The organism is Pseudarthrobacter sp. J1738 (assembly GCF_050490315.1).
Lineage (GTDB): Bacteria > Actinomycetota > Actinomycetes > Actinomycetales > Micrococcaceae > JBNPEO01.
This window is the reverse complement of sequence record NZ_JBNPEO010000003.1, coordinates 329592-348690: the sequence shown is the minus strand read 5'-3', so window position 1 is coordinate 348690 and position 19099 is coordinate 329592. Positions and strand designations below refer to the sequence as shown.

General features: G+C 58.3%; 15 protein-coding genes. 6 read left to right on the top strand and 9 right to left on the bottom strand.

Annotated elements, in window-relative coordinates; translation table 11 throughout:
- Window positions 1–1359, top strand: a complete 1359-nt coding sequence (locus tag ACQR35_RS07445) for a DUF58 domain-containing protein (protein ID WP_430269666.1) — start codon at window positions 1–3, stop codon at window positions 1357–1359.
- On the top strand, window positions 1356–3740 hold the full coding sequence (locus tag ACQR35_RS07440) for a transglutaminase TgpA family protein (protein WP_430269665.1): 2385 nt from the start codon (window positions 1356–1358) through the stop codon (window positions 3738–3740). The genes ACQR35_RS07445 and ACQR35_RS07440 overlap by 4 nt, the downstream gene beginning before the upstream one ends.
- A gap of 73 nt (window positions 3741–3813) precedes the next feature.
- On the opposite strand, the gene ACQR35_RS07435 is transcribed toward ACQR35_RS07440, so the two are convergent.
- Window positions 3814–5301 (bottom strand): NAD-dependent succinate-semialdehyde dehydrogenase, encoded by a 1488-nt coding sequence (locus tag ACQR35_RS07435; protein WP_430269664.1) that lies wholly within the window; start codon window positions 5299–5301, stop codon window positions 3814–3816.
- Between the two features lie 188 nt (window positions 5302–5489).
- A complete protein-coding gene (rsmI, locus tag ACQR35_RS07430) occupies window positions 5490–6362 on the bottom strand; it encodes a 16S rRNA (cytidine(1402)-2'-O)-methyltransferase (RefSeq protein WP_430267036.1) in 873 nt (290 codons plus the stop codon).
- A gap of 213 nt (window positions 6363–6575) precedes the next feature.
- Here rsmI and ACQR35_RS07425 point away from each other — a divergent pair, with 213 nt between their 5' ends.
- Complete coding sequence (locus ACQR35_RS07425; RefSeq protein ID WP_430269663.1) at window positions 6576–8270, top strand: dolichyl-phosphate-mannose--protein mannosyltransferase; 1695 nt, start codon at window positions 6576–6578, stop codon at window positions 8268–8270.
- A 76-nt stretch (window positions 8271–8346) separates the two neighbouring features.
- Window positions 8347–10176 carry an AMP-dependent synthetase/ligase gene (locus ACQR35_RS07420; protein WP_430267035.1) on the top strand — a complete coding sequence of 610 codons (1830 nt, stop codon included), beginning with the start codon at window positions 8347–8349 and terminating at the stop codon, window positions 10174–10176.
- A gap of 12 nt (window positions 10177–10188) precedes the next feature.
- On the opposite strand, the gene ACQR35_RS07415 is transcribed toward ACQR35_RS07420, so the two are convergent.
- Entirely contained in the window at window positions 10189–11391 is a 1203-nt protein-coding gene (locus tag ACQR35_RS07415; protein WP_430269662.1) for a TIGR01906 family membrane protein, read from the bottom strand.
- A 113-nt stretch (window positions 11392–11504) separates the two neighbouring features.
- Window positions 11505–12497 carry a stage II sporulation protein M gene (locus ACQR35_RS07410; RefSeq protein ID WP_430269661.1) on the bottom strand — a complete coding sequence of 331 codons (993 nt, stop codon included), beginning with the start codon at window positions 12495–12497 and terminating at the stop codon, window positions 11505–11507.
- 126 nt (window positions 12498–12623) lie between these two features.
- Here ACQR35_RS07410 and ACQR35_RS07405 point away from each other — a divergent pair, with 126 nt between their 5' ends.
- Window positions 12624–13424, top strand: a complete 801-nt coding sequence (locus ACQR35_RS07405; RefSeq protein WP_430269660.1) for an RDD family protein — start codon at window positions 12624–12626, stop codon at window positions 13422–13424.
- Here ACQR35_RS07405 and ACQR35_RS07400 read toward each other — a convergent pair.
- From ACQR35_RS07400 to ACQR35_RS07380, 5 genes are all read right to left on the bottom strand, one after another.
- Window positions 13421–14731 carry an Ig-like domain-containing protein gene (locus ACQR35_RS07400; RefSeq protein WP_430266951.1) on the bottom strand — a complete coding sequence of 437 codons (1311 nt, stop codon included), beginning with the start codon at window positions 14729–14731 and terminating at the stop codon, window positions 13421–13423. The genes ACQR35_RS07405 and ACQR35_RS07400 overlap by 4 nt on opposite strands.
- Before the next feature lie 59 nt (window positions 14732–14790).
- Window positions 14791–16032, bottom strand: coding sequence for an Ig-like domain-containing protein (locus tag ACQR35_RS07395; RefSeq protein WP_430266950.1), 1242 nt, complete (start codon window positions 16030–16032; stop codon window positions 14791–14793).
- 85 nt (window positions 16033–16117) lie between these two features.
- On the bottom strand, window positions 16118–17596 hold the full coding sequence (ahcY, locus tag ACQR35_RS07390) for an adenosylhomocysteinase (protein WP_430266949.1): 1479 nt from the start codon (window positions 17594–17596) through the stop codon (window positions 16118–16120).
- 88 nt (window positions 17597–17684) lie between these two features.
- The gene (locus ACQR35_RS07385) at window positions 17685–17918 is read right to left on the bottom strand and encodes a hypothetical protein (protein ID WP_430266948.1); all 234 of its coding nucleotides are present in this window, start codon (window positions 17916–17918) and stop codon (window positions 17685–17687) included.
- Window positions 17919–17988: 70 nt separating this feature from the next.
- Window positions 17989–18378 carry a DUF3499 domain-containing protein gene (locus tag ACQR35_RS07380; RefSeq protein ID WP_430267034.1) on the bottom strand — a complete coding sequence of 130 codons (390 nt, stop codon included), beginning with the start codon at window positions 18376–18378 and terminating at the stop codon, window positions 17989–17991.
- Window positions 18379–18489: 111 nt separating this feature from the next.
- Between ACQR35_RS07380 and ACQR35_RS07375 the strand changes: the two genes are divergently transcribed.
- Complete coding sequence (locus ACQR35_RS07375; protein ID WP_430269659.1) at window positions 18490–18996, top strand: metallopeptidase family protein; 507 nt, start codon at window positions 18490–18492, stop codon at window positions 18994–18996.
- The last annotated feature ends 103 nt before the right edge of the window (window positions 18997–19099 follow it).

Here is a 19099-nt window from a genome sequence, read left to right as displayed (position 1 = left end):
ATGGCTAGGCCAATCAGAGGACTGTTCACGTCAAGGGGCTGGGGGCTACTCGCCGCTGGCGGTGTAGCTTTGCTTGCCGCCGGGGTGATGGGCCGCCGTGACCTGCTTTATGTGGCGGTGCTTTTGCTGGTTTTGCCGTTAATCTCCTTGGCTAGTGTGCGTTGGGGGAAACCCAATTTCGCCATCCAGCGCGACTTCCGCCCCGGCATGGCAGACACCAACACCACTGCCACCATCACCTTGTCTGTATCCCGGTTGGTTCCGGGCGGTGCACGGGTGGTGATGAAAGAGCAGCTGCCAAGAAATTTTGGTCAGTCGCCGAGCTTTTCTTACCCTTCTCATTCGGCTCGTGGAGCGCGCACCAGCCGCTACGAATACCGGCTGCGTTCCGCACAGCGGGGACAGTTCTTGATTGGCCCAGTGAGCGCTGAATTCGCGGACCCCTTTGGTTTGTCCATGCATCGACTCGACTTGGACGCCGGTGAGTTGCTCACTGTGACCCCGGCCGCCGTCGAACTTCCATCCCTGAACCTTAACGGCGCACGTGGCAACGAAGGGCTCGCACCAACTCAGGCCCGTGCGAATCCCAGCGACGACGACGTAATGACGCGCGAATACCGGCACGGGGACCCGATGCGACGCGTCCACTGGGCCGCCACCGCCCGCCACGGTAAGTTGATGGTCCGGCAAGAGGAATCGGTGACGGCCGCTGAAGCCACACTGATTTTTGACCAGCGCCACAGTGCCTTTGCCACCAGCAAGAACGACGACGCCACCTTGGCGCGACTCGAAACCTTTGAATGGGCGGTTGTGGCGATGATGTCACTAAGTGCTCACCTGATAGCCCGCCAATACGCTCTTCGTGTTCTCACCCCTAACGGCGCCGCCGGGTTCAAAACCTCCACCTCGGCTCCAGATCCGCTCGCTGAAGAATTCAGCGGGGCCGCAGGATTAGCCACGATTGCCGAGTCATTAGCTGCAATCACCGTGAGCAGCACAACGGGATCCGGCCCGGCGGGTTATGGCAGCGGAGTCCAGCAAACTACCAGCCCGGATTTTGGCGAGGACCTCTACAATCGGGTGGCTGCCCACCGGATGCGCGGACCCCTCGTTGCCGTGTTGGGCCGCCTCGGTGTGGAGGAAGCCCATCGTCTAGCAGAACTTGCGGGTGTGAGTACCTTGACCGCGGCCATTATTGTGGCCGAACGTCCAGAAGAGTTCGGCGAGGCGGCGACGGTTCTCCGGCTGGCCGGTTGGCGTGTTGCCTTGGCCAGCCCCGCATCTTTGTTGCCCGCGGTATGGAGCGAAGTGGACCAGTGGCCAACCGCGCTCCCCACTGCCTCCGGTGGCCAGGCATGAACCAGACCCGCACCAAACCCGGCGTCTACCCATGGGCCATGGCGGGTGCTATAGCTTTGGCTATTTTGGGCTGCTCGCTCTCCCTCAATGGAGTCATGCGAGGGTGGACATGGTTTATGCCCGTAGCAACAGTGGTAATGATTCTCAGCTGCGTGCTAGCTCTCACCCGAACCCTGCGCTTTTCGCCGCTGCTCACGAGCCTGAGCGCTTTTGTGGCGCTCGCTTTGACGCTAACAAGCATATTCTTCCGCCAGCACAGCATTCTGGGGCTGATTCCCACCGCCGAAACTTTCACCGAAGTTGGTAGGCTACTCAGCAGGGCCGGGTCCACGGTTGTCAACGAGAATGCACCGGTTGTACCCAACGCTGGCATAGTTCTTGTGACGTGTACGGTCTTGGGCCTGATGGTCATCTTGGTGGACGCTCTGGCCGTCCCTCTGGCCATGCCAGCCACCAGCGGCTTAGCTTTGATAGCAATTTTGGTGGTGCCGGCCATGCTCAAACCCCTCGGTGTGGGCTGGTTGGGATTTATCGCAGGGAGCTGCGGTTACCTTTTGATTCTTGCGGTTGGCCAGTGGTTCGCACCGAAGGCAGCGATGGAGGCGGAAAGCCCCCGCGCCTCGGGCCACTTTGGCCGAGCAAGCGTTGCCGCAGCCGCAGCCTTGGTCCTGACTCTTGCCGTCCCTTTAGCAATCCCGGGCTTCACCGAGGGCGTCTTCCCTCAAGGTTCGCGCCTGGCACAGTGGGGCAAACCCAATGGACTGAACCCGATGATCTCTTTAGGTTCATCGCTGCGATCCCCCAGCGGCGGCGGGCAAATTACTTACGCCACTGATTCTGCCTCGCCGCTCTATTTGCGTTCCACCACCATTGATTCCTTTAGCGGTGACACATGGGGACCGGATGATCGGAACTCAAGCCGACGTACCAGCCTCGAATCGATCGACCCACCCGTCTACCAGACCGGCCTGGAAATTTCCCAATCTCTCACAAGCATCAACACCGGAAATTTTGTCAGCCCATACCTGCCCGCACCCTACCCACCCTCAAAAGTCATTGGCCTGCGGGGCGATTGGACGTGGGATCCGGAGACACTTACGGCCAAGGGCCAAGGAACCAACACCGAGAATCAGCGATACCTCGTGGAAAGCACAGCGCCAAAAATCACGGCTGCCCATTTGAACACCGCTTCCACTGACAACCGCGAGCTTCCAGCGATATTCACCCAACTACCCTCGGGAATTCCGGCAGTTGTATCCAAGACGGCTGAAACGCTAGGGAGATCGGCCAGCACACCCTTCGCGAAAGCCCTTGCCATTCAAAACTATTTGCGGGGGCCAGAGTTCAGTTACTCCCTCGATGCACCGGTGCAAGGGGGCTATGACGGCACGGGCTTGGATGTTCTGGGTGAGTTCTTGACCAAAAAAAGTGGATACTGTGTCCACTTTTCCTCAGGGATGGCCGTGATGGCCAGGCTGCTTGGCATCCCCAGCCGAATTGCAGTGGGCTATGCACCGGGGCGGCTCACCGGAAACAAGGTGACACTCTCTGGCCAAGATCCCTTTGCCGAATATGCCGTAGATGCCCGTGATGCTCACGCATGGCCAGAATTGTATTTTGAGGGTGTTGGTTGGGTTCCCTTTGAGCCGACCCCTTCGCGCGGGGTGCTTCCGGACTACACCGTTGGGGCGTCAGCTAGTGCTTCCACCAACCAAGACGAAAACAATGACGGCTTGATTAATGATCCACGGCCAACAACCACTGCGAGCGCTGCAACTCCGGTTCCAAGCACCACACCCACCGTGGCGGCAGCAGCCCCCAGCCAAAAAACCGATCCAAGCACGTGGTTAATCGCTATTGGGGTGTTTTTGGCGGCCGTTTTGCTAGCCCTTACACCGCGCCTGGTGAGAGAACGACGGCGTTCGCGTCGCCTCCGGGGGCCTGCCGACGAACTGGCCGACGCCTCTGCTTTGAGTGCGGAGTTGGCTATTAGTGCTTGGCATGAGCTTGAAGATTTGGGTCACGATTTTGGTATCCCTCGTGCTGCTCATGAGACGCCACGAGTTTATTCTGGGCGCTTGCGCGGCTCGGGACTATTGGGGGTGGACTCCAACATTGATGCCCCCGCTCACCGTGCTGTCCAAGCCATCAACCAAGACTTTGAACACGCCACTTACGGCCGTGTGAGCAGCCCTGACGGGCCCAGCAACACCGAAGCGAACCGGGCGCAGACTGTTCGCGAAACTCTGCTCACTCATGCGCCGCTGGGAGTGAGGTGGCGCGCTCAGTGGCTACCGCCGTCGACCTTTGCTCACTGGGCCGCGGTGCTGAGGCACCCTGTCAACGCCGCCAGAAGTTACTGGCGGCGCCGAAGGGGCTAGTGTCACTGGGTTGGTGTCACTGGGTTGGTGTCACGGGGTTGGTGTCACTGTCCTGGATGGGGCAGCGACTGCCTTAGCTCGCGTAAGGATCAGCGATGCCGATGTACTGCGTGTAGAGGTACTCTTCGATGCCTTCGAGGCCACCCTCGCGGCCCAATCCGGACTGCTTGACACCACCAAAGGGAGCCGCAGCGTTGGAGACCACCCCGGCATTTAGGCCCAGCATGCCTGTCTCTAGTTGTTCGCCCATCCGCAGACCACGGTTCAGATCCTTAGTGAAGACATACGCCACCAGACCGTATTCAGTGCTGTTAGCAAGGCGAACCGCCTCTGCTTCGGTCCCGAACGTCACAATGGGCGCCACCGGGCCGAAGATCTCTTCGCTCAAAATCCGGGATTCAGCCGGGACCTCACTCAAAACAGTCGGCTTATAGAAGTAGCCCTCACCCTCGGTGGGCTCACCACCAACAAGAACCTTGGCACCGGCGGAAACAGCATCCGTAACCAGCTCGTGAACCTTATTACGGCTCTTGGCATCGATCAGCGGGCCGATGGTTGACGTCGCCTCAGTGCCTCGAGCGGTGACCGTCTGGCCCACCTTCTCAGCGAACTTTGCACCAAACTCTTCGGCCACCGACTCGTGAACAATAAAACGGTTTGCAGCCGTGCAGGCCTCGCCCATGTTGCGGAGCTTGGCCACCATGGCGCCTGCAACAGCAGCGTCCACATCGGCGTCTTCAAACACAATAAACGGAGCGTTGCCGCCCAATTCCATCGAGGTCCGCAATACAGTCTTGGCAGCATCGGCCAGCAAAGAACGGCCCACCGGTGTGGAACCGGTAAAGGAAAGCTTGCGTAGACGCGGGTCCTGGATCAATGGGCCAGTGGTCTCCCCTGCCGTGGAGGTTGGGATAACGTTCAAAACACCCGCGGGCAATCCGGCATCCAACATAATCTGAGCAAATAGCTGAGAAGTCAGCGGTGTCAGGTTGGCTGACTTAAGGACCATGGTGCAGCCTGCAGCAACGGCCGGCGCAATCTTGCGGGTGGCCATGGCTAGCGGAAAGTTCCACGGGGTAATAAGAAGGCAAGGGCCAACCGGCTTTTTGGTCACCAGTAAGCGGGACTTGCCGTCCGGAGACACCGAGTAGCGGCCAAAAGCGCGGACTGCTTCTTCGGAGAACCAACGCAAGAACTCGGCACCATAGGTAACTTCACCGCGGGCTTCAGCCAGAGGCTTACCCATTTCCATGGTCATCAGCAACGCGAAGTCATCAGCGCGCTCGGTCACCATTTCGAAGGCGCGTCGCAGAATTTCGCCACGTTCGCGCGGAGGAACCTTCGCCCACTCTTCTTGCGCGGCAGCTGCAGCATCCAAGGCCGCCATGCCGTCTTCTGGACCAGCATCGGCGATGCTCAACAAAACCTTGCCGGTAGCGGGGTCCTCTACCTCAAAAGTTTTGCCCGACGCGGCCGGGCGCCATTCCACACCGATCAGCAGACCCGTGGGAACGGTAGCCAAGAGTGCCTTTTCGCGCTCGGCGGTAATTGCTTCAGTCATAAAAGACTCCTTCGTCGGCCCGGCCTAAAAAGTCACCGGTATTTGCTGGTACGAGTAGTGGCCCGCGATCTATTGCCAAGCTACTGCCCGTGCTTCTGACGTGTCTACGCAATGGCGCACTAGTAACGCCCGCCACACTTGTGCAATTGCACATTCAGCTCCTTTGCGTGGAGCCAGAGGAGGTATATCTACTTCTGACTCTGGCGGGAGTCGAGGACGGCACTGTACAACTCACGCTTGCTCAGGCGGGCTTCCTCGGCCACAGCGGCCACGGCATCCTTGAGCCGCACACCACCGGCGACGAGTTGGTTCACTGCAGCAACGTGGTCCTCTGGAGCGGACGGTGCTTGCTCCGGGGCGCCTGCAACTACGACAGCAATCTCGCCCCGGACTTGATTGGATTCAGCCCATTCGAGCAGTTCACGCACCGTCCCGCGCAGAACCTCTTCATAAGTTTTTGTCAGTTCCCGGCACACTGCAATTCGGCGCTCTGGCCCAAAGGCCGCATCCACTGCCCGCAGCATCACTTCAAGGCGATGAGGCGCTTCGAAAAACACCATGGTGCGCCGCTCAGTGACCAATTCTTTGAGCCGGCCGGAACGTTCTCCGCTCTTGCGCGGCAAGAAACCTTCAAAACAAAAACGGTCGGTCGGCAGGCCGGAAAGCGCCAGAGCAGTGAGGACAGCCGAGGGACCGGGAACTGCGGTGACGGTTTCACCTGCTGCTACGGCTGCCTCGACTAGACGAAAGCCGGGGTCCGAGACGGCGGGCATACCGGCGTCCGTCACCATCAGGAGGGTTTTTCCCTCACGCACCTGGGCGAGGAGTTCAGGTGTTTTCGCCGCTTCGTTATGTTCGTGGTAGCTGACGATCCGCCCCGTGACCGTAACTTCAGTGGCTCTGACCAAGCGCTGCAGGCGGCGCGTGTCTTCCGCGGCGATGATATCTGCGCTGCCAAGCAACTCGCGCAAGCGCGGGGAGGCATCTCCCACGTTGCCGATTGGTGTTGCCGCCAAAACGATTCTCCCGCGTCCTGCGAGCGCACCGGTCAGTTCGGGCAAGAGCGTGTTCGAGAGTTCAGCGTCGGCGTGTTCTTCGCTCACATTGTTAGCCTCTTCATTGGCTTCTTCGCTGACGTTCTCTGGGCGCTGCGCGCTGTCCGTATCCACCCACCCAGCCTACCGCCGTGCGTCCCGGGGACTATATCGGGTGCACTTACGGCGCGGGTGAGGTTCCAGACGTCGATTCTGTTCTACTCCCGGTAACATAACCATGTGACCCGGACCGAGGAATTGCGCTCCCACCACGCCGTAACGGCTGGCCGTGGCGGTTCGTGGATCGCGGATCCTGCCACCGCCTTTTCGGCTGAACAACTTCGCAGCAGATTGCTGGGGTCCTTGAGCTCTTGGCGTGATTATCCACCCAGCCTGCGATTGTGGTTTTGGCTGCTCCCAGTTATCACAACTGCCATCGGTGGCGTGCTGAGGTTTTGGCGTCTTGAACACCCTCATAGCCTGGTTTTTGACGAAACGTACTACGTCAAGGACGCCTATTCGTACTTGCAGAGTGGTTACGAACGTAACTGGCCGGAGAAGGCGAACGACGCCTTTAATGCTGGCAACCCAACGGTTATCCTCGGCACCCCCGAATATGTGGTTCACCCTCCAGTAGGCAAGTGGATGATCGCGTGGGGAATGAATCTTTTTGGTCCCGAGAGCAGCTTCGGCTGGCGTTTTAGCGCTGCGCTCACTGGTACCGTTTCAATCCTCTTGGTCGCATTGATCGCCCAAAAGCTCTTTAAGTCCCTCGCACTGGGCACCACAGCGGGCCTGCTCACCGCTATAGACGGCACTCACTTAGTGTTGTCCCGGACTTCGCTCCTAGATATCTTTTTGATGTTTTGGATTCTGGCCTCGTTTGGCGCGTTGCTACTGGACCGTGATGATGGACGACGCCGACTCGCGGCCCGGCTGGGTCAGCGCGCCACTGCCCGGCACGGCAACGCAAACAACGGTGCGTTCGGCGGCAGGCCACTGGAATCAGTACTGTTTTCTGGCCCTTGGCTGGGGATTCGTCCGTGGCGGCTAGTAGCGGCCGTGTGTATGGGCTTGGCTGTGGGCACCAAATGGTCAGCACTGTTTTTTATGGCGGCCTTCGGAATTTTGATGGTTTTGTGGGACATGGGTGCTCGGCGTTCGGCGGGGATCCGTGGTTGGTTGAGTGCCGGCGTCATCAAGGACGGAATCCCTGCCTTTCTGCAGTACGTCCCGGTTGCTGGTGGGGTTTACCTTGCCACATGGACGGGCTGGTTTTTGTCCAAGGACGCCTATTTTCGGCAATGGGCTCTCAGTAATCCGAGCGAGCAATGGGGTTGGATTCCTAACTCCCTCAGGTCCCTGGCTCACTACCATATTGAGGCCTACAACTTCCATCAGGGACTCAGCGCCGATCACCCCTACAAAGCTAGTGCGTGGACGTGGCTGGTCATGGGCCGGCCCACAAGTTTCTACTACCAATCGCCCAAACTGGGGCAATCCGGTTGTGAAGTTCAAAGCTGTTCAGAGGCCATCCTTCCGGTGGGGAACCCGCTGATCTGGTGGGGTGCCATCATTGCCTTGGTGGTACTGCTTTTTTGGTGGATAGGCCGCCGCGATTGGCGGGCCGGTGCCATCATGGCCGGGGTTGGCGCAGGCTATTTGCCGTGGTTTATGTACCCTGAACGCACCACATTCTTTTTTTACGCGATCGCCTTTGAACCGTTTTTGGTTCTGGCCGTGTGCTTTGTTTTGGGACTCTTGCTGGGCAAACGCACTGATCCTGTGTGGCGGCGTCGTTCTGGCGTTTTGGTGGTGGGCATTTTGGTGGCTGCAGCACTACTGCTGTCGGCATATTTTTACCCCATCTGGACCGGTGAAACCATAAGCTACAACGATTGGCACTTGAGGATGTGGATGCCCTCGTGGATTTAGGGGCAACCAACGCAATCAAGACAGCTCTCCAAGTAGGAACAGTTGAACGTCGATGGACAAGAAGGTAGGAACGGACATGCGAGAAGCCACCACTGAGTTGCTAGTGGAGTTGGATCCGGCCAGCAACATTACGGATCTACTCCTCAAACGCGCAGCCGCTACGCCTACACGCGCTTTGTACGCACGTAAAACCGCTGCCGGTTGGACCGATCTCACGGCCCAAGATTTTCTGCAGCAAGTGGAAACGATCGCAAAGGGCCTCATCGCAGGCGGTCTCTCGGTGGGCGATCCAGTGGCAGTGATGAGCCGCAGCAGCTACGCCTGGACGTTGGTGGACTTTGCCATCTGGCACGCTGGCGGTGTGGTGGTGCCCATCTACGAGACCTCCTCCCCTAGCCAGATCGAATGGATCTTGGCCGACTCCGGAGCCCGACGGATCTTTGTTGAAAACCAGGCCAAGGCGAACCTGGTTCAAAATCTTGCCGCTACCTCAGCTCTCTTAGGCGACTCCCCCATCGCCGTGACACGGATGAGCGAGGACGGCCAAGCACCCAACCTCACTAGCCTCGCCGCCGCCGGTGTGGGGGTCAGCGACTCTGAGCTTGAACGTCAGCGCAGTGCCGCCGGTTTAGAAGACGTAGCCTCCATGGTCTACACCTCGGGCACCACCGGCAAACCAAAGGGTTGCGAGATCACTCACGGCAACTTTGCTGTGGTGGCCGTGAATGTTATTCCGTTCCTCAGCGAGTTCCTCGAGAACCCCGAGGGCCGCACCCTGATGTTTTTGCCGCTCGCCCACGTTTTGGCCCGGGCAGTCCAGGTTGTTTGTATGACCTCCGGGATAAAGCTTGGTCACAGCGGAAGCGCCGCCGAGTTAATGGACGACTTAGTGACTTTTAAGCCAACGTTCTTGCTGGCTGTGCCCCGCATTTTTGAGAAGGTCTACGCTGGCGCGGAATCCAAGGCTTCAGCAGCTGGAAAGGGCAAGCTCTTTGCCAGGGCGGCGTCCACAGCTGTGAAGTACTCCACGGCGCTTGAAGCAGCGCGGCAAGGCAACGCGGGCCCAGGCGTGGCTCTTCGCATCACACAAAAAGTTTTTGACCGCATCTTATTCCCGCGAATTCGCGCAGTCTTCGGCTCCGAGGTCAGCCACACGGTCTCCGGCGCTAGCCCACTAAACCCAAGGGAAGCGCACTTTTTCCATGGTGCAGGTATCCCCGTGTTGGAAGGGTACGGCCTCACTGAAACCACTGCTCCCGCAGCGGTGAACACCCCACAGCACACCCGCATTGGCAGTGTGGGTATCCCTATCCCTGGCACCACCATCCGAATTGCTGATGACGGCGAAGTCCTGATCAAAGGCATTGGGGTGTTCAAGGGTTACCACAATAATGAAGGCGCCAACCAGGATGCTTTTGTTGATGGATTCTTCCGCACTGGCGATCTTGGCTCTTTGGACCATGACGGTTTCTTGACCATCACCGGTCGTAAAAAGGACATTCTGGTCACCGCGGCTGGCAAAAATGTTGCCCCCGGTCCGCTCGAGGAAGAGATCCGGCACAGCCCGCTAGTGGAACACGCCATCGTGGTTGGTGAAGGGCGCCCCTTCGTTTCTGCCCTTTTGGCCTTAGATCCTGAAGGACTGGCCACCTGGTGCAAAGAACAAAACATCGAGCCGCTCAGCACGGCCGAGGCTGCCACCGATCCTCGTGTACTCGAAGCACTGCAAGAGGCTATCGACTCCGCCAACAAGCTGGTCTCTAGAGCCGAAAGCATTCGCAAGTTCCGGGTCCTGGGCTCTGAGCTGAGCGTGGAGTCAGGTCACCTGACGCCGAGCCTTAAATTGAAAAGGACCTCGGTCGTTGCGGACTTTGCCAACGAGGTCGAGGCCCTTTACGCCAAATAGGCAGGCTTAGCGCTAGGCCTTTGCCCGGCTTTTGCTCAGGCCACGGCGTTTGCGTGTGGGCCAGGTCAGGATGAGCGTAACGATCGATACGAGCAGTACCAACCCAGCAATAGCGATGCCTGCATCCATCCAGAATTGCGCCGGGAATAAACGGATCAACGTGTCGTCGAGGCTGAAGGTCCAGGTGCCGTTGGCAAAGAAAATGTGGTGGAAATCGGTGAAGAACCGTTCCCACCCCAAAACGCCCAAGACACCGAGGGTGATGATGATTACCAGTGTCACGATGGATCCAGCAAAAAGAGCCCGCCGGACGCCGCCGGTGCTGCGCTTGCGCAAGTAAATGATGGCGATGATGGCCAAGATGACCAGCAGCGTGCCACCAGCCCAGGTGGAGAGCATAACGTTTTTAACGTCAGCCATGTGGGAAACTTCACCGCTCTTAAACAGCTTTTCGCCACTGGCGTTCACCAAGTCGCCGAGGTACCGCGGGGCAGCGAAGTTGGATAAGTAGTCCATCGCGTAGGAACCGTAGCTGAGGCGGTCATCAGTGCTGAAGCCATAGCCGTCTCCGGGGAACCCAGGACGGTGATATTCAACCCATAAAAACAAGGGAGATGCGACGGCGCGAACAGCTGCCGCTAATACGATCACCGGGAAAAATACGGCCAAAAGGACCTGAATAATGCGCGGGGCCACGGGACGAGAATTTGCTACCTGATCCCGACGAGAATTACGGCGTTGGATCTCGTCCTCTGGCGGGCGAACCTGCAGCGCAGACGTGGGATGCGGTTCAAATAAAGGAGTGGTTCCCGTCGGTTCAGTCTCCCCGGCGCTGGTGGAACGAGTAGCGTTGATGGCTGCAGCGTCAGCTCGGCTAAATTCAGTGTCCTCAAACTTAGCCTCTGAGCTGGCAGATGCGGAGGTTTCAGAATCGGCTGCAGCAATGGCATCTGCTTTTGATTCGCTGGCCGAAGTGGCACGATGCCCCGCGCCACTTTTATCCGGCTCGGTGTTATCCGGCCCTACGTTATCCGGCCGTGCGTTATCCGGCTCTGCAGAATCTACGGAATCTGCGTCCAGCTTTTGCGTTGCTGGTTCAGCTTCAGTGCTGGGCTCCTTGTGGGCCGGGGTCTTGAGCCAATCAAAGGCTGGCTCGTCCGTGTCTTGGGAGGAATCCAAGTGGATTGGCTCCTGTTTAGGCTTGTTCTCGCTCACGTTGTTTCACTTCCATCAGACGCTTGCCACGAGCGTATGATCACTCTGCAGCCTTACTTTCTAAGCAACGAGCCTACCGGTAGGCGCTCAGAGAGCTGGTGAGGCCACCCCGGTCAGGCGGCGATTTCGGTGTATCCAGCGTCTTTTGCTTCGAGGTCACCGTCTTCTCCTGAGCGAACTGCCCGTGAGCCCAGGACCAGCGTGTAAACCCAGTAGCTTGCCAGAACCGCGGCACCGATGGTTATTTTCACCCCTACGGACAAGGTAGACGGGGTCACAAACCCTTCTACAAGACCGGAGACAAAGAGCACCAAGACCAGCCCTAATGCCACGGTGACTAAGGAGCGCCCTTCCTTGGCCAGTGCCACTGAACGGCGCATGGGGCCCGGGGATACCCACGCCCAGAAAATCCTCAGGCCTGCCGCACAAGCCACAAACACCGCCGTGAGTTCCATCAAACCGTGCGGCAGGATATAGCTGAAAAAGACGTCGGATTTACCCACAGCCATAAATATGCCAGCGGCTTGCCCCACACCTGTGGCATTGCCAACCAGTATGTAAGGAACCCAGATCCCAGTGACACCAAAGATAACGGCCTGTGCGCTGATCCAGGCATTGTTAGTCCACACCGCGCCAGCGAATGAAGCCGCCGGGTTCTCTGAGTAGTAATTGATGAAATCGTCGTTGACGTACTTCTGAATCTGGGCATCCGAACCCAAACTGCGCAAGACCTCAGGGCTGTTTGCAATCCACAACGCGTAAATAGCTGCGATCAAAATAAACGCCGCCCCGCAGGCCAAGGTCAACCACCGGATCCGGTAGAACGCTGCTGGCAAAGAAATCACAAAAAATCCTGCGAGGTCCTCCATAAAATTGGACCGCGCCCCGGTGAAGCGGGAGCGGGCACGAGCGAGCGTTGCGGATAACGATGCTGAAAGGGCGCTTTCCGGCTCGAGCGAACGGATCAGGGACAAGTGCCCCGAGGCCTTCCGGTACAGGCTTAACAGCTCATCGGCGGCGGCGCCGTCCAATCGGCGGGTACGCGAAAGATCATCGAGGCGTTTCCAGGTCGATGCGTTGACTGCTGTGAAGGCGTCCATGTCCACGGCTCCAGACTAACCGTCCAGAAGGATGTGCGGGGAGACTGGATACACTGATTCGAAGCGAAGGAATTGCCGCCCCTGCGGTGCCAAAGGACTTCTGGCACTTGTGGGGTCCACGGATGGGGGGCCATGACAGCCATCATTACCGGTGAGGCAGTAGTACTAGAGCTACGCCCAGCTTCTTTTCTACTCCGTGCTGTGGGCTTGATCATCGACGTTGTGCTCACGCTTGTTCTGTACTTTGTGGCTCTGACGGTAGTTGGCTCCGCCGCGGAATCCACCGATCTTTCCACCGGCGTGATGATGTCATTGGTATTACTGATCTTTTTCACGGTGATCGTTCCCGTCACGGTTGAAACTCTGACGCGCGGCCGTTCCCTGGGCAAAATGATTGTGGGTATCCGTGTAGTGCGCGACGACGGGGGCGCCATTCGCGTCCGGCATGCAGTGATTAGGGGCCTGGCTGGGTTTCTGGAGATCTACATGACGCTCGGTTCGGTGGCGCTACTCGCAGGAATGTTCAACGAACGCGCCAAGCGACTAGGTGATTTGATGGCCGGCACGCACGCGCTCAAGGATCGCGTCACGGAAGAGGTCAAAGTAGTTCCGGAGGTGCCACCGCGGTTGCGTGGCTGGGCCACCATGGCAGACATTGGCCGGCTTCCGGATGCTGTGTCGCGCCGAACGTTAGCGTATATGCAGCAGGCCGCCCGTATGACTCCTGAGGCGCGTTGGCGGGTCAGCACGGAACTTGTTGCAGAAGTGAGCCGCTACGTTGCTCCCTCGGCGCCACAAGGCACTGGTCCAGACGAGTTTTTATCCGCTGTTATGGCTGAGCGCCGAAGCAGAGACCTAGCCCGACTCACAAAATCTGCTGCGCGGAGTGCCAAGCTGGCGCAACGGATTGAACGGTTACCTTACGCCGATTAGCGCGAAGCGTACTGGGCCCAAGGGATGTTCCAGTCGCCCCAGCCCTCAAGCGGTTCCACGGCTGGCGCACCAGTATTCAGTGTCTGCACCACGTCTCCTGAAGTCATGTTGTTGAAGAACCATGCTGCGTCAGCTGGCAATAGACCCACACAGCCATGCGAGACGTTGGTGTTGCCCACGTAAGCGTATGCAGATGGCAGTGCTTGGTGCACGTATACACCAGAGGACGTCAAGCGGTTAGCGTGCTCAACAGTCAGTGGCGGGTAATACCCCTTGTCCCCCTTTTTGAGTCCGATGCTCCCCGCATTGAACTTCGAGTAACGCTCTTGCTCCATAATCACGGCATAGCCGGTGGGCGATAACCACTCCGGGTCCCCCAGTGTCACCGGGAATGTTTTGACCAATGCGGAGTTGAAATACACCTTCATGGTTTTAGTGATGTCATCCACCACAGCAACTTTTTGCTGCCCCACACTAAAACCCACCGTGGAGTTGAAGTTGCCGATCATGCCCTGACCAAAGTCCACCCCGAAAAGCTGCATGTCGATGGTGACTTTGCTTCCAGCAGCCCAAAAAGTTTGCGGCCGAATGCGGGCCATCTTGTCGCTGTACCAACGCCAAGCGACCGGCTGACCCGAGGTGGAGCTGATCTTGACGGCTTTCTCCACGGCAGCTTTGTTGATCACCGGTTCGCTGAAGGTGATTTGAACGGGCTGACCGCTACCCATCACGGAGCCGTTCGAAGGAAAAACGGCTGCATCAGCTTCGTTCGCCGTTTGCACGGTGGCAAAGCTGTGGCGTTTGGTGGTTTCATTGCCAGCAGAGTCAGCAACCACAAACTCGTAGGTGTACCGTTCGTTGAATTCGAGGGGATCGTTAGCGCTCCAGCTTGCTGCGTCGGCGCTGAGCTTGCCAACAATAACGGAGCCCTTTGAATCCTTCAGGCTCACACTCTTGATGGTGCCATTGATCACTTTAATGGCTGGCGCAATGGCCGGATTAACTTCCTGAGCACCATCATTGGGAGTGACTCCCAGTTCAAGCGGCTTGACCACTGGTGCTGGACTTGGTGAGTGGGAGTTGCTGGGGCCAGAGCTCTGAGCACCGGCGCTGCCATTTCCAGCGCCGCTAGGTGCTTGAAGTCCGGCTGTTGACTGCGAACTCCCCGCGACCGGTGTTTGACCGCCGGATGGCCAGTAGCCAGTTGTCACCAGGCCCACGCCACCAGCGACTAGTGCACAGGCGAGAATCCCGCCTGCGATTTTCCAGCCGCGTGCAGCTGTTGATGTCTTCGAGTTTGATGCCATATCCCCCACCTAGGTCACAAAGTGCGCCCAGAACAATCTGTTGCAGCTAAACAACTAGCCTAACGCTTGGCGTAGCTAGCCCACGCGATGTTCCAATCTCCATAACCGTCGTCGTAGTTGGCGAAGTCTCCCTTGGTATTCACTACCTTCACCACGTCCCCCACACCCATGTTGTTAAAGACCCATGCGGCCCCGCTGGGGCCCATACCAATACATCCATGGGACAGGTTGGTGACACCAATGTAGGGCAGGGCGGAGTCTGTTGCTTGGTGAATGAACTCGCCGCTCGGGGTCAAACGGGTAGCGTACTGGACATCCAGTTCGCCGTAGTATGCCGGGTCCCCAGGCTTAAGACCGATACTCGAGGCAACAAAGTGTGCCTTGCGCTGTTTGTCCATCAACACCAAGTATCCGCGTGCAGAGGGAAACCGTTCATCCCCCATGGTGACGCTCCACTTTCCCACCTGCTTGTCATTGATCGAGGCAGTAAAGGTCTTAGCGACGGCGTCAGCCACCGCTACTTTTTTCTCACCAATGTGGATGGTGTTGGTTTTGTTGAAGTTGCCCACCTGACCGTTGCCAAAGGAAACACCAAAGAGTTTGATGTCAACCGTTATGGTGGATTTGGCGGTCCAGAAAGTTTCCGGACGGTAGCGGACCATGGTGTCCGAGTACCAGCGGAACTTGCCAACCTGGCCGGAGGTGGAAGTGATCTTGATGGCTTTCTCAACAGCAGCCTTGTTAGTGACCGGCTCACTGAAGGTCAACTGGATGGGCTGGGCAACACCAACTGTCATGGTGTCCAGCGGATACATTGCTGCATCCGCCTCATTAGCCGTTGACACCGTGCTGAAGCTGCGCGTAATGGTGCTTTCACGCCCCGCCCCGTCTTTTGCCACATAGTTGGCCGAGTAGGCAGTGTTGAAGCTCAATGCACCGCTTGACGTCCAAGTGTCGCCCGCTGCGTTCACTGCGCCCTCAACGGATTTACCGTCAGAGCTGGTCAGCGAAGCACGCAAAATCTTGCCGTTGGTAGCTTTCAGAATCACTGGCGCGGCCGGGTTTACCTGACTTGCGCCGTCTGTGGGCGTGGTAAGTAACTGCAAAGGTGCCACTACAGGAACGGCAAGTCCCGGCGTCGTACGTTGTGGAGCTGCTGACTCGCTAGGCACGTTGGCATGCGCTGATCCCGCCGAAACGGCAGCGAAAGTACCCCCTCCAGCGGCCAGTACACACACCGCAGCTAACAGCGCGATGGTTTTGCCGGAACGGCGGCGAGGGGTTGAGTCAGCAGAGTCCATAGGGCCACCTTAAAACGAGAACATGGATGGAGCGTGACAACACGGCTACGTTTCCATCACAATGTTCTCACCTTTTGGTGACCTCTTAGTAGCGGTAGTGCTCTGCCTTGTAAGGACCAGCGACGTCAACGTCCAGGTATTCTGCTTGGCCCTTGGACAGTTCGGTCAGCTCCACTCCCAAAGCATCTAGGTGCAAGCGTGCCACCTTCTCGTCCAAGATCTTGGGCAGAACGTAAACCTGGTTGTTGTATTCACGCTCTTCAGCCGACTGATCCTTTTTGGTCCAGAGTTCAATCTGGGCAATGGTCTGGTTGGCGAAGGAGTTACTCATCACAAAGGAGGGGTGACCGGTGGCGTTTCCAAGGTTGAGCAGGCGGCCCTCAGAGAGAACGATGATGGACTTTTCCTCATCGGTGCCCTCGTTGAATACCCACTCGTGAACCTGCGGCTTGATCTCCACTTTTTTGACACCCGGGATCTTGGCAAGGCCAGCAATGTCGATCTCGTTGTCGAAGTGACCAATGTTTCCCACGATCGCTTTGTTCTGCATCCCGGCCATGTGTTCGGCGAGGATAACGTCCTTGTTGCCGGTGGTGGTGATAAAGATGTGGCCCTCGCTGAGTACAGATTCAAGCTTGGAAACTTGGTAACCGTCCATGGCTGCCTGGAGTGCGCAGATAGGGTCAATCTCAGTGACAATAACGCGCGAGCCTTGGCCGCGGAGCGCTTCCGCAGCACCCTTGCCAACGTCACCGTAACCGCAAACGACGGCGACCTTGCCACCCATCAGCACGTCAGTAGCGCGGTTGATTCCGTCGGGGAGGGAGTGGCGGATGCCGTATTTGTTGTCGAACTTGCTCTTAGTAACGGAGTCGTTGACATTGATAGCCGGGAACAAAAGCTTGCCCTGCTCGGCCAGCTGGTAGAGGCGGTGCACACCAGTGGTGGTTTCCTCAGTGACACCCTTGATGCCCGCGGCCAGGCGGGTGAATTTCTGCGGGTCCTTAGCCAGGGAGGCGCGCAGCACGTCTAAGATGATGCGGTATTCCTCTGGATCTTCCTCAGTGGCAGATGGCACAGCCCCGGCTGCTTCGAACTCAACACCCTTGTGAACCAGGAGGGTGGCGTCTCCGCCGTCGTCGAGGATCATGTTGGGGCCGAGCTCGGGGTTCGTGTCAGCACCGGGCCAGGACATAATCTGCTCTGCTGTCCACCAGTACTCTTCGAGGCTTTCGCCTTTCCAAGCGAAGACCGGGACGCCCTGCGGGTCTTCCGGGGTTCCCTTACCAACAACAATCGCTGCTGCAGCTTCATCTTGAGTGGAGAAAATGTTGCAGGAAGCCCACCGCACTTCTGCACCAAGGGCGGTCAGCGTTTCAATCAGCACGGCCGTCTGCACGGTCATGTGCAAGGAACCTGCAATGCGTGCACCGGCCAGCGGCTGGCTGTCCGCGAACTCTTCACGGAGGGACATCAGACCTGGCATTTCGTGCTCGGCCAAACGAATCTGGTGACGGCCAGCCTCGGCAAGGTTAATGTCTGCAATTTTGTAATCGAAGCTCATAAAAGTCTGTTTCCTCAGTCGTGATCAAGTACGTGGCAGCAAAGCGGACGTGCGCCTCGGGCCGGTAACGCGGGAAGTTGGCGGGACGTTAGTTCGCTGCGGACGGGGAGGCAGCGTCATGCTGGTCGCTTGGCGCGCCGCTGGCGGCGGCCAACAATGAGTCCTCTAGTAGCAGCGGAATGCCGTCTTCAACGCGGTAGCGCAAGGGCTCTCCGGCGGGACCCGGCTGCACCGAGACCAGCTCGGCGCCGACCTGCGTGAGGGCGGAGCCGGTCACCGGGCAACGCAAAATGGACAAAAGTTCAGGGCTAATCTTGGGCAAGTGCTCGCTCCTGGATGTGGCCTCGCGGCGCGGCTGCTGATTGTTCAGGATTCAGCCTACAGCGAGAGACTTAAAACGGCTCACGGAGGGCACGCAAATGACCTCGGCGGGCACCATCGGTTCCAGCTGGCGGTTCCAAAACGGTTCGTGGACCTCTTTGAGTAGGCTCGCTTGGTGCTGGTTCGCGCACCGTTGCAGCCTCGCGAACAGCATCGGCCAAAGCGGAGAGATCGTCAGGACCAGGCCCGGCCGGTACCTCAGGCATGGCTAGGCGAAGTACTTCCCACCCGCGAGGAACAGTGAGCCTAGCGGCATGTTGAGCGCAGAGGTCGTAGCAGTGCGGCTCGGCGTACGTAGCCAGCGGGCCAAGAACGGCCGTGGAGTCTGCATAGACGAACGTCAAGGTAGCAACCGCACTCTGACGGCAGCCTGATCTGGAACATTGACGAATAGCACCCACGACGAACCAGACTACTCCCCCGAATGCCTCAAACGCGGTAGCTTGGCTGCGTGCCTTCTGATCTGCTGGTGGTGGCTCGCGCGAGGCACACGAGCGGACTACAGTCGATGTATGCAATCGCCGTTCAGTGGGCCGGGAATCAGTATTCGGCTCAACGAAGACTCCGAAGGGCAAACTCTGTCTGCCCGCGGCCGTGGATTCCGTCAGCGCCGCAGGAACAGGCATGGGCGTGGCCTGCGTGGGGAACTTCTTTTGCCCACCTTGCCGGGTTATCGCAGCCGTTCTGAACGCTTTGATGAATACGTGATGGATTCGGCCCAGCAGCTTCACGAACTACGCGGCCCTGCGCTCAACGGCGTGTTGTTTGCCGTTGATGAAATTCCCCCGGGTCTCGAAGAATTGGTGGCTCTCCGACGGCCAGCACCTATGGGCTCCTACCGGCCCGCCAGTGATGATGAGCCAGCCACCATCACCGTGTACCGCAGAGTTGTGGAACACGCGTGCACCAGCCGGGAAGAACTCCAAGACCTAGTGCACGATGTGGTGGTGGAACGGACCGCTGACATGTTGGGCATTGCGCCAGAGAGCCTGGACCCGTACTACCGGCGCCGGGTCTAAGCACAGAGTCTAGGCACAAGGTCTTAACACCGGCTCTCTGGACACCGGCTCTCAACACGCACGACGGCGGCACTAAAGTCCCGCGGTAAATCGTCCCCGCACA

Bases quoted from the DNA above. Each gene is read 5' to 3' on its own strand.
- ACQR35_RS07445 (WP_430269666.1), top strand. From the start codon at position 1: ATGGCTAGGCCAATCAGAGGACTGTTCACGTCAAGGGGCTGGGGGCTA.
- ACQR35_RS07440 (WP_430269665.1), top strand. From the start codon at position 1,356: ATGAACCAGACCCGCACCAAACCCGGCGTCTACCCATGGGCCATGGCG.
- ACQR35_RS07435 (WP_430269664.1), bottom strand. From the start codon at position 5,301: ATGACTGAAGCAATTACCGCCGAGCGCGAAAAGGCACTCTTGGCTACC.
- ACQR35_RS07420 (WP_430267035.1), top strand. From the start codon at position 8,347: ATGCGAGAAGCCACCACTGAGTTGCTAGTGGAGTTGGATCCGGCCAGC.
- ACQR35_RS07405 (WP_430269660.1), top strand. From the start codon at position 12,624: ATGACAGCCATCATTACCGGTGAGGCAGTAGTACTAGAGCTACGCCCA.
- ACQR35_RS07400 (WP_430266951.1), bottom strand. From the start codon at position 14,731: ATGGCATCAAACTCGAAGACATCAACAGCTGCACGCGGCTGGAAAATC.
- ACQR35_RS07395 (WP_430266950.1), bottom strand. From the start codon at position 16,032: ATGGACTCTGCTGACTCAACCCCTCGCCGCCGTTCCGGCAAAACCATC.
- ahcY (WP_430266949.1), bottom strand. From the start codon at position 17,596: ATGAGCTTCGATTACAAAATTGCAGACATTAACCTTGCCGAGGCTGGC.
- ACQR35_RS07375 (WP_430269659.1), top strand. From the start codon at position 18,490: ATGCAATCGCCGTTCAGTGGGCCGGGAATCAGTATTCGGCTCAACGAA.